The 13,292-nt window shown below is 63.3% G+C and carries 12 protein-coding genes; 5 read left to right on the top strand and 7 right to left on the bottom strand.

The features are described 5' to 3' along the window. Nucleotides 1-152 precede the first annotated feature (152 nt). The gene (locus GYA94_RS17945) at nt 153-2,072 is read right to left on the bottom strand and encodes a methyl-accepting chemotaxis protein (protein WP_161892804.1); all 1,920 of its coding nucleotides are present in this window, start codon (nt 2,070-2,072) and stop codon (nt 153-155) included. A 243-nt stretch (nt 2,073-2,315) separates the two neighbouring features. Next, nucleotides 2,316-3,209 (bottom strand): KPN_02809 family neutral zinc metallopeptidase, encoded by an 894-nt coding sequence (ypfJ, locus tag GYA94_RS17940; protein WP_110679777.1) that lies wholly within the window; start codon nt 3,207-3,209, stop codon nt 2,316-2,318. A gap of 225 nt (nt 3,210-3,434) precedes the next feature. Here ypfJ and pcaH point away from each other — a divergent pair, with 225 nt between their 5' ends. Both pcaH and pcaG read left to right on the top strand, forming a co-directional pair. After that, nucleotides 3,435-4,154, top strand: coding sequence for a protocatechuate 3,4-dioxygenase subunit beta (pcaH, locus tag GYA94_RS17935; protein ID WP_110679778.1), 720 nt, complete (start codon nt 3,435-3,437; stop codon nt 4,152-4,154). A gap of 10 nt (nt 4,155-4,164) precedes the next feature. Beyond that, a complete protein-coding gene (gene pcaG / locus GYA94_RS17930; RefSeq protein WP_009682256.1) occupies nt 4,165-4,770 on the top strand; it encodes a protocatechuate 3,4-dioxygenase subunit alpha in 606 nt (201 codons plus the stop codon). A gap of 35 nt (nt 4,771-4,805) precedes the next feature. Here pcaG and GYA94_RS17925 read toward each other — a convergent pair whose 3' ends face one another. The 5 genes from GYA94_RS17925 to GYA94_RS17905 all read right to left on the bottom strand — a co-directional run bounded on the left by GYA94_RS17925 (nt 4,806) and on the right by GYA94_RS17905 (nt 10,096). After that, on the bottom strand, nt 4,806-5,240 hold the full coding sequence (locus tag GYA94_RS17925; protein ID WP_110679779.1) for a cupin domain-containing protein: 435 nt from the start codon (nt 5,238-5,240) through the stop codon (nt 4,806-4,808). A 103-nt stretch (nt 5,241-5,343) separates the two neighbouring features. After that, nucleotides 5,344-6,249: a LysR family transcriptional regulator gene (locus GYA94_RS17920; RefSeq protein ID WP_161892803.1), complete on the bottom strand. Its 906-nt coding sequence runs from the start codon at nt 6,247-6,249 to the stop codon at nt 5,344-5,346. A 58-nt stretch (nt 6,250-6,307) separates the two neighbouring features. Beyond that, nucleotides 6,308-7,393 carry a tRNA (uridine(54)-C5)-methyltransferase TrmA gene (gene trmA / locus GYA94_RS17915; RefSeq protein WP_110679781.1) on the bottom strand — a complete coding sequence of 362 codons (1,086 nt, stop codon included), beginning with the start codon at nt 7,391-7,393 and terminating at the stop codon, nt 6,308-6,310. Further along, the gene (locus GYA94_RS17910) at nt 7,390-8,685 is read right to left on the bottom strand and encodes an NCS2 family permease (RefSeq protein ID WP_009682260.1); all 1,296 of its coding nucleotides are present in this window, start codon (nt 8,683-8,685) and stop codon (nt 7,390-7,392) included. The genes trmA and GYA94_RS17910 overlap by 4 nt, the downstream gene beginning before the upstream one ends. Before the next feature lie 190 nt (nt 8,686-8,875). Beyond that, nucleotides 8,876-10,096 carry an MFS transporter gene (locus GYA94_RS17905; protein WP_054912342.1) on the bottom strand — a complete coding sequence of 407 codons (1,221 nt, stop codon included), beginning with the start codon at nt 10,094-10,096 and terminating at the stop codon, nt 8,876-8,878. Nucleotides 10,097-10,440: 344 nt separating this feature from the next. Here GYA94_RS17905 and GYA94_RS17900 point away from each other — a divergent pair, with 344 nt between their 5' ends. The 3 genes from GYA94_RS17900 to GYA94_RS17890 are packed head-to-tail and all read left to right on the top strand — an operon-like array spanning nt 10,441 to nt 13,053. After that, nucleotides 10,441-11,877 carry a cytochrome ubiquinol oxidase subunit I gene (locus tag GYA94_RS17900; protein WP_009682262.1) on the top strand — a complete coding sequence of 479 codons (1,437 nt, stop codon included), beginning with the start codon at nt 10,441-10,443 and terminating at the stop codon, nt 11,875-11,877. Between the two features lie 3 nt (nt 11,878-11,880). Then, a complete protein-coding gene (gene cydB / locus GYA94_RS17895) occupies nt 11,881-12,888 on the top strand; it encodes a cytochrome d ubiquinol oxidase subunit II (protein WP_110679783.1) in 1,008 nt (335 codons plus the stop codon). Between the two features lie 9 nt (nt 12,889-12,897). Next, a complete protein-coding gene (locus tag GYA94_RS17890) occupies nt 12,898-13,053 on the top strand; it encodes a DUF2474 domain-containing protein (RefSeq protein ID WP_009682264.1) in 156 nt (51 codons plus the stop codon). The last annotated feature ends 239 nt before the right edge of the window (nt 13,054-13,292 follow it).

Genomic DNA, 13,292 nt, shown 5'->3' with positions numbered 1-13,292 from the left:
GCTCGATCTCACAGGCGCTAAAGATGCTGCGGCTACCCTTGCCAGAAACCATAGAATCTCCCACAGGTACGGCGCTGTTTCTGATCCTGCACCGTTGTTGTGGCAGCCTGGCTTGCCGGCGCTGGGCCGCTCAGCGGCCCCCGGGCTTGCAGTCAGACGCGGAACTGGCTGACCAGCGTCTGCAACTGCCCACCCAGGCGCGCCAGTTCGACGCTGGACGCTGCCGTTTCATTGCTGGCCGCCGCCGTCTGCTCAGACACATCGCGCACATTGAGGATGCTGCGGCTGATCTCCTCGGCCACCGCACTCTGCTGCTCTGCGGCCGCGGCAATCTGCTGGTTCATCGACTGAATGCCCGACACCGTGCTGGTAATGCTCTCCAGCGAGGCCCCGGCCTTGCGCGCCAGTTCCACGCTGCTGTCGGTCAGGGTGCGGCTGCCTTGCATGGCGCTGGCCACTTGCTGGGTACCCTGCTGCAGGCCAGCAATGAGCTCTTCGATTTCTTCGGTGGACTTTTGCGTACGCTGCGCCAGGCCGCGGACTTCATCGGCCACCACGGCGAAGCCGCGCCCGGCTTCACCCGCCCGCGCCGCCTCGATCGCTGCGTTGAGCGCCAGCAAGTTGGTCTGTTGAGCCACCGACTTGATCACGTCGATCACGCTGCCGATCTTGTGGCTTTCGTGTTGCAGCAGGCTCATGGCTTCAGTGGAGCGGTGCATGTCCTGGGCCAGGCGCTCGATCTGGCCGATCGCTTCACCGACCACACGGTCGCCGGCGCGGGCTTGCTCGTCGGCACCGGTGGCGGCGTGCGAAGCCTGTTCGGCATTGCGCGCCACTTCTTGCACGGTGGCGGCCATTTCGTGCATGGCGGTGGCCACCTGGTCGGTTTCGACCTTCTGGCTATTGGCCCCGGCACTGGTCTGTTCGGTCACTGCCGACAGTTCTTCGGCAGCGCTGGCGATCTGGGTCACGCCGTCGCGGATGCCGCTGATCAGCTCGCGCAAGGTGGTACCCATGCGCGCGATGCCTTGCTGCAGCACGCCCAATTCGTCGCGGCGGGTAACGCGCAGTTGCTGGGTCAGGTCGCCACTGGCGATCTTTTCCACCGCCAGCAGCGTTTCGCGCAACGGGCGGGTGATCTGCCGGGTGATCAACACCGCCCCCAGCACGCCGACCAGCAACGCCAGCAGCGTGGCGATGGCCTGCAGGCTGCGGGCCTGGCTGCTTTCGACATCGCGACGCTGCAGCTGGATCTGGTACAGCGCATCGCTGCGCTTGACGATATCGGCACCCTGTACGGTCATTTCCGCACGCGCGGTGGTGATGCTGGCGACCGCATCGCGGAACTGGCGTACGGCATCACGGTAGGCCCGTACCGCGCTTTCCAGTTGCTGCAGGCGTGTGCTTTCACCCGGCATCTGGCCTTTGAGGTTGTCGACATTGGCCAGTGCCGCATCCAGCTGGCGCAGGGCGGCCTGCTCGTTGCTGGCACTGTTGTCGGCAATGTAGCCGCGCACGTCGATGCGCACCTGCAGCAACTGCTGGCGCGCCTGGCTGATCAGTTGGTACTGGGCCAGGCGCACGCTGTCGGCTTCCGGGCGGGCCATGACTTCCTGACTGAGCAGGTCCATGGCCTGGTCGGCGCCGGCGGCCGAGCTGTCCATGGTGCTACGCGCTGCGCGCGTGGCGTCGTAGCCTTGGCGCATCTTGTTCAGCGATAGCTTGTAGGCGCTGATGGTTTCCCCCAGCTCACCCAGCAGCTTGACGTTCTCGGGGCTTTTGAAGGTACTGGCCAGGTAGGCCTGCTGCTTGCTGAAGGCGTTCAGCTTGGCCTGGGTGTTGGCGGCCGCGGCATCGTCGCCATTGGCGATCATGTACTGCAGGCGGGCCACGCGCAGGTCGGTCAGGTCTTTGTTCAACTGGCCGATGTCGCTCATCCAGTTGCTACGGTCGATCAGGCTGCCCAGGCTGGTCCAGCCAGTCAGGGCCAGCAGGCCGGTGAGGACAAGCACTAGGCCGAAGCCCAGGCCGAGTTTGAGGTTGACGCTGATGTTGGCAAACCAGCTGTTCATGCACGCACTCCAGAAATAGTTTTCGCTCTTTTGATGTTCGATCGCCAGGCGTTATTGTTCTGGATGCCCGCTGATTCATGCAGGGGTTATCGGCAATGCTGCGGGAAGCTGAAACGCTTTTTCAGCAAAAAAAGCGTGCGGGTTTTTGTAGGCGCGGCCTTGCCGGTGCGCCGGACCGGTGGGAAAGGGCCGCGAAGCGGCCGCAGGGTTCCAGCGCTGACGCAGCAGCCTGTTGGCGAGGTGTCAGAGGCTACGGGCACTGAAGGTATCGCAGCGGTCCACTTCACCTTCGGCAAACCCGGTCTTGAACCAGCGCACGCGCTGGGCCGAGGTGCCATGGGTAAAGGAGTCCGGCACCACACGGCCGCGCCCTTGCTGTTGCAGCCGGTCATCGCCAATGGCGTTGGCGGCGTTCAGCGCCTCCTCTACATCGCCCGGCTCCAGCCAGTTCAAGCGCTTCTGTGCCTGGTAGGCCCAGACACCCGCCAGGCAGTCCGCCTGCAGTTCCTGGCGTACCAGCAACCCATTGTCGCCCTCCATGCGCTGGCCACTGCGGCGGGCGGCGTCGACCTTGGCCGAAACCCCCAGCAAGGTCTGTACGTGGTGGCCAATTTCGTGGGCGATGACGTAGGCCTGGGCAAAGTCGCCGGCCGCGGCGAAACGGGTTTCCATTTCGCGGAAGAACGACATGTCCAGGTACACGCGCTGGTCGGCCGGGCAATAGAACGGCCCCACGGCCGCAGAGGCAGCGCCGCAGGCCGAATTGACCTGGCCACTGAACAGCACCAGCTTGGGGTCGCGGTACTGTTTGCCTGCTTCGGCAAACAATGCCTTCCAAGTGTCCTCGGTATCGCCCAGGATCGAGGCCACGAACTGGGCCTGCTCATCGCTGGCCGGTGGCGCCTTGGCGCCAGCACCGCTTGGCGCGGTCTGGGTCTGCTGCTGCTCCACCTGGCCGGCCAACTGGCCGAGGATCTGCAGCGGGTCCTGCCCGGTCAACCAGCCGATGCCGACGATCAGCAGGATCGCCCCCAAGCCCAGGCCCTTGCCGCCGCCAAAGCGCATGCCGCCCCCACCGCCACCTTCGCCCCGGGCATCGACTACGTTGTCGCTGCGTCGGCCTTTTCGCCATTCCATGAGTGCTCTCCCGAGCGTGAAACAAGAAGTAAAAGATTAGTTCACGACAGCAGCGGGTGTCAGGTCCAGGTGGTCATGCATAACCAAATGGATATGTTTGACGTGCCTCATTTCAATATTCACCGCGCGCGACATGCCGGAAACTGTATGTAGGAGCGGGCTTGCCCGCGAAGGGTTCAATAAGCCCGCCTGTGCATCTCCATAATTCCAAGAGAGGAAACCGGCATGCCCGCCCAGGACAACAGCCGCTTCGTGATCCGTGATCGCAACTGGCACCCCAAAGCCCTCACCCCCGACTACAAGACCTCCGTCGCCCGCTCGCCGCGCCAGGCGCTGGTCAGCATTCCGCAGTCGATCAGCGAAACCACCGGCCCGGATTTTTCCCACCTGGGCTTCGGTGCCCATGACCATGACCTGCTGCTGAATTTCAACAACGGTGGCCTGCCGATCGGTGAGCGCATCATCGTTGCCGGCCGCGTTGTCGACCAGTACGGCAAGCCTGTGGCCAATACCCTGGTGGAAATGTGGCAAGCCAACGCCGGTGGCCGCTACCGCCACAAGAACGACCGCTACCTGGCACCGCTGGACCCCAACTTCGGCGGTGTCGGCCGCTGCCTGACCGACCGTGACGGCTACTACAGCTTCCGCACCATCAAGCCGGGCCCGTACCCGTGGCGCAACGGCCCGAACGACTGGCGCCCGGCGCACATCCACTTCGCCATCAGCGGTCCGTCGATCGCCACCAAGCTGATCACCCAGCTGTACTTCGAAGGCGACCCGCTGATCCCGATGTGCCCGATCGTCAAGTCGATCGCCAACCCGCAAGCTGTGCAGCAGTTGATTGCCAAGCTCGACATGAGCAACGCCAACCCGATGGACTGCCTGGCCTACCGCTTCGACATCGTGCTGCGCGGCCAGCGCAAGACCCACTTCGAAAACTGCTGAGGACCCCGCCATGCCAATCGAACTGCTGCCGGAAACCCCTTCGCAGACTGCCGGCCCCTACGTGCACATCGGCCTGGCCCTGGAAGCGGCCGGCAACCCTACCCGTGACCAGGAAATCTGGAACCGCCTGGCCAAGCCCGACGCCCCGGGTGAGCACATTCAGCTGATCGGCCATGTCTACGACGGCAACGGCCACCTGGTGCGCGACTCGTTCCTGGAAGTGTGGCAAGCCGACGCTAACGGCGAGTACCAGGATGCCTACAACCTGGAAAACGCGTTCAACAGCTTCGGCCGCACCGCCACCACCTTCGACGCCGGTGAGTGGACGCTGTACACGGTCAAGCCCGGCGTGGTGAACAATGCCGCTGGCGTACCGATGGCGCCGCACATCAACATCAGCCTGTTTGCCCGTGGCATCAACATCCACCTGCACACGCGCCTGTATTTCGATGATGAAGCGCCGCTCAATGCCAAGTGCCCGGTGCTCAACCTGATCGAGCAGCCGCAGCGGCGCGAGACGCTGATTGCCAAGCGCTGTGAAGTGGACGGGAAAACGGCGTATCGCTTTGATATCCGTATTCAGGGCGAAGGCGAGACGGTGTTCTTCGACTTTTGATGTAGACGTCGGGGCCGCCAAGCGGCCCCGATGCCTCAGCCTGCAACGGGTTTGAGGTCGAACGTACCGGCCTGATGTTGAAACAGCAGGCAATCGGCAGCCGCCGTGCAGCCACTTTCATGTATCAACCCGGCCGGCAGATTGTAATAGGCGCCTGCCGGATACTCGATGCGCTTGCCGTCGATCACCGCATAGAAGGTCCCCTTCAGGACGACCGTTGGCAGTGCCTGGCTGTGCTGGTGCAGGCCGTTGTCGGTGCCTTTGCTGAATTTCACATAGGCCGAGTAGGGCCCCTTGCCGAAGATATCGCCTTCAACGTTGGCGAAGCTGACAGCGCCATTGGTATTGGGCACGGCCTGCCAATTCAAGGCCGTGTGGTCGGTAACTGAAACGAGTGGTTGTGCCGCGTTGGCGCCGACTGCCAAGGTGCCGAGTGCCAACGCTGCGATGAATGCCTGCACTGCTTTCATGCTGGAGTACCTTTGTTGAGTGATGATCAACAAAAGGCTAACTCACCGTTCAGGGCACAAATACGGGCAGAACCAGCCATGACTTGTGTCAATCGCGCACAAATCAATATTCCCATCTCGCTTGTGAATAGTACGCCTGTACGTAATCCAGCAATGCTCGCACCTTGGGCGGCAGGTAGCGGTTCTGTGGATAAACCGCGTAAAGCGTGCGCGCTGGCAGTTTCCAGCCTTCCAGCACCGGTACCAGCCGCCCGTTCAGCAGGGCATCGTGGACGATGAAGCGGTCGAAGCTGGCGATGCCGAGGGCGCCTATGGCGGCAGCGCGCAGGGCCATCGGCGAATTCGCACTCAGGCGTCGGGGCATGAGGATGTCGCGCTGTTCGCCTTGGTTGTTGGTCAGTTGCAGGCGCTGTGGGTGCGGTAGCTGGCTATAGCCGAGCAGGGGGTGGCCAGTGAGTTCGTCGGGCGTAGCCGGTGTGCCGTGTCGCTGCAGATAACCCGGGGCTGCTACCAGCAACACTTCGCTGCCCGTCAGCCGGCGCGCCACCAGGCTGGAGTTCGGTAACTGGTCGGTGACCCGCAAGCACACATCAATTTCCGCCTCGAGAAGGTCGACGAAGCGGTCGCTGCAGTGCAGCTCGATCTGCAACAGGGGATGGCGCTCGACGAAATCCGGTAGCCAGCGACCCAGCTCCAGTTCACCAAAGGCTGTGGCCACGCCCAGGCGCAAGGTGCCGGTGGGCTGTTGCTGATGCTCCGACAACTCCAGGCTCATCGCCTGCATCTGTTCGAGAATCTGCACGCAATGGCGATAGAACAATGCACCGGCTTCGGTGAGGTGCAAGCGGCGCGTGGTTCGGGTGAGCAATTGCGCGCCGAGGTGGCGTTCAAGCTGCTTTACCTGGCGTGACAGGACGGTATGCGAGACCCCCGCCTGACTGGCAGCGGCGCTGAAACTGCCGAGATCGACCACCCGGCGGAAAGACTGCATGGCACTGAACTGGTCCATCGGCATCACTCTCCTGGCAAGCTGCGCTGGGGCCAGCCAGGCCCCAGTGCAGCGCGGATCAGCGCCGGACCAGCAGCACGCCGCTTTCCATATGGTGCGTGTACGGGAATTGATCGAACAGCGCGCAGCGTTCGATACGGTGGGTATCTTGCAACTGAGCGATGTTCTGCGCCAGCGTTTCCGGGTTGCACGAGATGTACAGGATCCGCTCGAAACGCCGGGTCAACTCGCAGGTATCCGGGTCCATACCCGCACGCGGCGGGTCGACGAACACCGTACCGAAGTCATAGGCTTTCAGGTCAATGCCTTCCAGCCGGCGGAACGGCCGCACCTCGTTCAGCGCCTGGGTCAGCTCTTCAGCCGACAAGCGCACCAGCCGCACGTTATCCACAGCGTTTTCGTCGAGGTTGCTCAACGCGGCATTGACCGACGTCTTGCTGATCTCGGTGGCCAGCACCTGGCGCACGCGGGTGGCCAGTGGCAGGGTGAAATTGCCGTTGCCGCAATACAGCTCCAGCAGGTCGTCCTCACGCTCGCCCATTGCCTCGAACGCCCAGCTCAGCATCTTCTGGTTCACGGCACCGTTAGGCTGGGTGAACGCGCCTTCTGGCTGGCGATAGCTGAACACACGGCCAGCCACATCGAGTTTTTCCACCGCGTAGTCGCGGCCGATCACCAGGCGCTTGCCTTTGGAGCGGCCAATCACGCTCACGCCCAGCGCCTCGGACAGCTGCCGTGCAGCCACTTCCCAGGCCTCATCCAGCGGGCGGTGGTAGCACAGGGTAATCATGGCGTCGCCAGCCAGGGTGGTAAGGAACTCCACCTGGAACAGGCGGTTGCCCAGCGCTTCGCTGGCCTGCCAGGCTGCCTTCAGGCGCGGCATCAGTTCGTTGATGTGCAGGCTGGCAATCGGGAAGTCGTCGATCAGGATCGCCTTGTGCTTCTCGCCCGGGGCGAACATGGCGTAGTGGCGCTGGCCATCCTCGCGCCACAGGCGGAACTCGGCGCGCAGGCGGTAGTGCTCGCGTGGCGAGTCGAAAACAGCCGGCTCTGGTGCGCCGAACGGTGCCAGCAGCTCGCGCAGCCGGGCGACCTTGGCGTCCAGCTGGGTGGCGTAGGAGGAGGGGTCGAAAGCAGCACTCATGCGTTGAACCAGCCCAGCTTGATGACGAACAGGATGGAAAGGATCACCAGCGCCGGGTTCAGGTCGCGGTAGCGGCCGGAAATCAGCTTGACTGCAGTCCAGGCGATGAAGCCGAAGGCAATACCGTTGGCGATCGAGTAGGTCAGCGGCATGGCCAGGGCAGTCACCACCACCGGTGCGGCTTCGGTCACGTCGTCCCAGTTTATCTCCGCCAGGCCCGAGGCCATCAGCACCGCCACGAACAGCAGCGCCGGGGCCGTGGCGAAGGCCGGCACGCTGCCGGCCAACGGTGCGAAGAACAGCGCCAGCAGGAACAGTACGGCGACCACGATGGCCGTCAGGCCGGTACGGCCACCGGCGCTGACGCCGGCAGCGGATTCGATGTAGCTGGTGGTGGTCGAGGTGCCCAGCAGCGAACCGGCCATGGCCGCGGTGCTGTCAGCGATCAGCGCACGGCCCATTTTCGGCATGTGGCCGTCCTTGCCCATCAGCCCGGCGCGCTTGGCCACGCCGATCAGGGTGCCGGAGTTGTCGAACAGATCGACGAACAGGAAGGCGAAGATCACGCTTACCAGGCCCACATCCAGCGCGCCGGCGATATCCAGCTGCAGGAAGGTCGGGGCCAGCGATGGCGGCATGGAGACGATGCCGCCGAACGGCGTCACGCCCATCACGATCGCCGCGACGGTCACCGCCAGGATGCCGATCAGCACGGCGCCGCGCACTTTCAGTGCTTCCAGGCCGACAATCAGGAAGAAGCCCAGTGTGGCGAGAATCGGGGCCGGTTGCTTGAGGTCACCCAAGCCAACCAGGGTTGCCGGGTTATCGACGACGATGCCGGCATTATGCAGGGCGATCAGTGCCAGGAACAGGCCGATACCGGCGGCAATCGCCGAGCGCAGCGGCAGTGGGATGCTGTTCACGATCCATTCACGGATACGGAAGATCGACAGCAGGAAGAACATCACCGCCGACAGGAACACTGCACCCAGTGCCACCTGCCAGGTGTGGCCCATGTGCAGCACCACGGTATAGGTGAAGAACGCGTTCAGGCCCATGCCCGGGGCCAGGGCGATCGGGTAGTTGGCGATCAGGCCCATGGTGGTGGAGCCGATGGCGGCTGCCAGGCAGGTGGCGACAAAGATCGCCCCCTTGTCCATGCCGGTCTCGCCGAGGATGCTCGGGTTGACGAACAGGATGTAGGCCATGGCCAGGAAGGTGGTGACGCCCGCAAGAATCTCGGTGCGCACGTTGGTGTTGTGTGCTTTTAGTTGAAACAGCCTTTCCAGCATTCCCGCTCCCAAGGCGCCCGGCGCCACGAATATATCGACCCCAACAGCAAAGCACAGACCGTACCGCTTGCCGTGGTTTTGTGTGGGGCGGAAAAAAGCCGCGCATCATACCAGCATGCTCGGCGGTGGCCTATGGCCGTTGGGGAATGGGTTCGCTGTAGCCTGTATTGGCCCTGTGGCCGGCAACCCATCAACCGCTGTGCAACCGATCCCGCTTGGCCAGTGTAGGGAACAGTTTTATCCATACCCCGGTCACCAGCAACGTGCCCACCCCACCCATCACCACTGCCGGCACTGTGCCAAACCAGTGCGCCGTCACCCCCGACTCGAACTCGCCGAGCTGATTTGAGGCACCAATGAACAGCCCGTTCACCGCGCTCACCCGCCCGCGCATCTCATCGGGCGTTTCCAGTTGCACGAACGAACTGCGGATGACCATGCTGATCATGTCTGCCGCGCCCAGTACCACCAGCACCGCCAGCGAAAACCAGAACGAGGTGGACAGGCCGAAGGCAATGGTGGCCACGCCAAAAATACCCACTGCGGTGAACATGGTCCGCCCGACATTGCGCTCGAATGGAAAACGCGCGAGCCACAGCGACATCAGCAATGCCCCCACCGCTGGCGCCGAGCGCAACAGGCCCAGGCCCAGTGGGCCAGTGAGCAGGATGTCCTTGGCGAACACCGGCAGCAGCGCCGTGGCACCGCCCAGCAGCACAGCGAACAGGTCCAGCGAAATGGCCCCAAGAATGTCCGGGCGGCTACGAATGAAGCGGATCCCTGCCAGCAGCGACTCGATGCTCGCACGCCCACGCTGGGTAACCTGGCCGCGTGCCTGCAGGCTCAGGGTCAGGATGCAGGCGATGGCGTACAGGGCCACCGTCGGGCCATACACCCAGATGCTGCCAAATGCGTACAGAAAACCGCCCACCGCCGGGGCGACGATGGTCGCCGACTGGGTGGCCGAGGCCGAAGCGGCCACCGCCCGTGGGAACAGCCCTGGCGGTACCACGTTGGGTAGCAGCGCCTGGGTGGCTGGCATTTCGAACGAGCGCGTGGCGCCCAGCAGGAAGGCCAGGGCAAAAATCAGTTCCCGGGTAACGTTGTCGGTGGCGCTGCCCACGGCCAGCGCCAGGGCAATCAGCCCCTGCAGGCTCTGGCACAGCGCTGCGACCTTGCGCCTGTCATAGCGGTCGGCGACATGCCCGGTGTGCAGCATGAACAGCACCCGAGGGGCGAATTCGACCAGGCCTACCAGGCCCAGGTCCAGAACATTGCCGGTCAATTGGTAGAGGTGCCAGCCAATGGCCACGGTGAGCATCTGGAAGCCACTGGCGGTGAATACACGGGCCAGCCAGAAGGCCAGAAACGGGCGGTGCTGGCGCAACAACTGCGGTGCGGAATCGGACATCGGAACCCTGGAGCCTCGGCGCAGTGGAGGGGGGCGCAGCGTATCATCTGTTTGTAACAAACAGTTACTGTTTGCCCGGGTCAGCACTTTTTCGCGCGTCATGAAAGCCGGTGGGGCAACCGGTCACGCGGCAATCCACCGCACGGCCCAACCGTGCATTCAGGACTATGCTTCCTAGCAGTCGTTGATCTGGATCAATCGTTCCAGAACTAACGAATGGGCCCAGTGGGCCGGAATCCCTGCGATCGAACAGAACAATTCCAACGCGCCGTACTCGACCCAGTGGGGGCAGTGGGCGACGGTGCCACGAGCCCGTCCGCCGGATTATCTGAAGAGGAAGCACCATGTTCGGAATAGAAGCCTTAGAGCTCGCCCGAATGCAGTTCGCCTTTACCGTGTCGTTCCACATCCTGTTCCCAGCCATTACCATTGGCCTGGCCAGCTACCTGGCGGTGCTCGAAGGCCTGTGGTTGCGCACCCACAACCAGGTCTACCGCGACCTCTACCATTTCTGGTCGAAGATCTTCGCGGTGAACTTCGGCATGGGGGTGGTCTCGGGGTTGGTCATGGCTTACCAGTTCGGTACCAACTGGAGCCGCTTCTCCGACTTCGCCGGCGCGGTTACCGGCCCACTGCTCACCTACGAGGTGCTCACCGCCTTCTTCCTCGAAGCCGGTTTCCTCGGGGTCATGCTGTTCGGCTGGAATCGTGTGGGCAGAGGGCTGCACTTCTTCTCCACGCTGATGGTGGCACTGGGTACGCTGGTGTCCACGTTCTGGATCCTGGCCTCCAACAGCTGGATGCAAACCCCGCAAGGCCACGAGATCATCGATGGCCGGGTAGTGCCGGTAGACTGGCTGGCCGTGGTGTTCAACCCCTCGTTCCCGTACCGCCTGATGCACATGGCCACGGCCGCGTTCGTGTCTACTGCGTTCTTCGTCGGCGCCTCGGCGGCCTGGCACCTGCTGCGCGGGCGGGACAACCCGGCGGTGCGCAAGATGCTGTCGATGGCCATGTGGATGGCACTGATCGTCGCCCCGATCCAGGCGGTGATCGGCGACTTCCACGGCCTCAACACGCTCAAGCACCAACCGGTGAAGATCGCCGCGATCGAAGGCCACTGGGAGAACGTGCCCGGTGAGCCGACGCCGCTGATCCTTTTCGGCATTCCCGACATGCAGGCCGAAACCACCCGCTTCAAGCTTGAGATCCCGGCGCTTGGCAGCCTGATCCTGACCCACAGCCTGGACAAGCAGGTGCCGGCGATGAAGGACTTCCCGCCAGAAGACCGGCCCAACTCGACCATCGTGTTCTGGTCGTTCCGCATCATGGTCGGCCTGGGCCTGCTGATGATCTTCGTTGGCCTGTGGAGCCTCTGGCTACGCAAGCGGGGCACGCTGTACACCTCGCGGCCGTTCCTGCACATGGCAGTGTGGATGGGGCCCTCCGGGCTGGTGGCGCTGCTGGCCGGCTGGTTCACCACTGAAATTGGCCGCCAGCCCTGGGTGGTTTACGGCCTGCTGCGCACCGCAGACGGGGTGTCCAACCACAGCTATGCGCAGCTTGGCTTTACCCTGGTGGCGTTCGTGGTGGTGTATTTCGCCCTGTTCGGCACCGGCCTTGGCTACATGCTGCGCCTGGTGCGCAAGGGCCCGCAGACCGGTGAGGGTGATGAAATCAACCCAGGTGGCCCCGGCACCAAACGCACCCCGGCGCGGCCGCTGTCCGCCGCCGATGATGGCCACGAGGCCAACACCGCCAGCCTGAACAAGGGGAACTGAGCCATGGGTATCGACCTTCCGCTGATCTGGGCGGTGATCATCATCTTCGGCGTGATGATGTACGTAGTGATGGATGGTTTCGACCTGGGCATCGGCATGCTTTTCCCGTTCGTAAAGGGCGAGCATGACCGTGATGTGATGATGAACACCGTCGCCCCGGTGTGGGACGGCAACGAAACCTGGCTGGTGCTCGGGGGGGCCGGGCTGTTCGGGGCCTTCCCGATGGCCTACTCGGTAGTGCTCGAAGCGTTGTACTTGCCATTGATCCTGATGCTGATCGGCTTGATCTTCCGGGGGGTGGCCTTTGAATTCCGCTTCAAGGCCACCGCCCGCAAGCGGCACATCTGGGACAAGGCATTCATCTGGGGTTCGCTGATCGCCACCTTCTTCCAGGGTGTGGCGCTGGGCGCGTTCCTGGAAGGGTTCAAGGTGGTCGACCGGCATTTTGCCGGGGGCACCCTCGACTGGTTTACCCCGTTCAGCCTGTTCTGCGGGGTGGGGCTGATCGTGGCCTACACGCTGCTGGGTTGCACCTGGTTGATCATGAAAACCGAAGGGCCGCTGCAGCAGAAAATGCACGAAATCGCCCGGCCCTTGGCGCTGGTGCTGCTGGTGGTGATCGGTATCGTCAGCCTGTGGACGCCGATTGCCTACCCGCAGATCGCCGACCGCTGGTTCAGCATGCCTAACCTGCTGTGGTTCATGCCGGTGCCGTTGCTGGTGCTGGTAACGTTCTATGGCTTGCTCAAGGCCGTGGCCCGCAACGCGCACTACACGCCGTTCCTGCTCACGCTGGTGCTGATATTCCTTGGCTACAGCGGCTTGGGCATCAGCCTGTGGCCGAACATCATCCCGCCGTCGATCTCGATCTGGGATGCCGCAGCGCCAGCACAAAGCCAGGGCTTCATGCTGGTTGGCACCCTGTTCATCCTGCCGTTCATCCTCGGGTATACCTTCTGGAGCTACTACGTGTTCCGCGGCAAGGTGACCCATGACGACGGCTACCACTAGGAGGCCCGCATGATGACTGGCAAGCATGGCCTGGAAGAAAAGAAACCGCTGTGGCAGCGGCTGGGTTGGCTGGTGCTGATCTGGGCGTTGAGCGTGGCCGCACTGGGTGTGGCGGCCTGGGTGATGCGCTTGTTCATGGGGGCTGCTGGCCTGACCACCCATTGAGGTAAGCCTGCTTTGGCCCTATCGCCGGCAAGCCAGCTCCCACAGGGATCGCATCAGGGCTGACAGGTGTTTGCCACAAGGTATGCAGCGCCTGTTAGAGCGAGCGCCGCCCGCGCGGCGCAATCGCGAGCTGCGCTCGCTCCTACGTTTGTTTCGGGCCAATTATTCCTGTGGGATTTGCGCGCGAACGCCTTGGTGCATGCCTCAATATCGCGCCGTACAAACAAGGCGGCCGTGCG

The organism is Pseudomonas juntendi (assembly GCF_009932375.1).
GTDB lineage: Bacteria > Pseudomonadota > Gammaproteobacteria > Pseudomonadales > Pseudomonadaceae > Aquipseudomonas > Aquipseudomonas juntendi.
The sequence above is the reverse complement of the archived record's forward strand: the minus strand, read 5'-3'. Positions and strand labels throughout refer to the sequence as shown.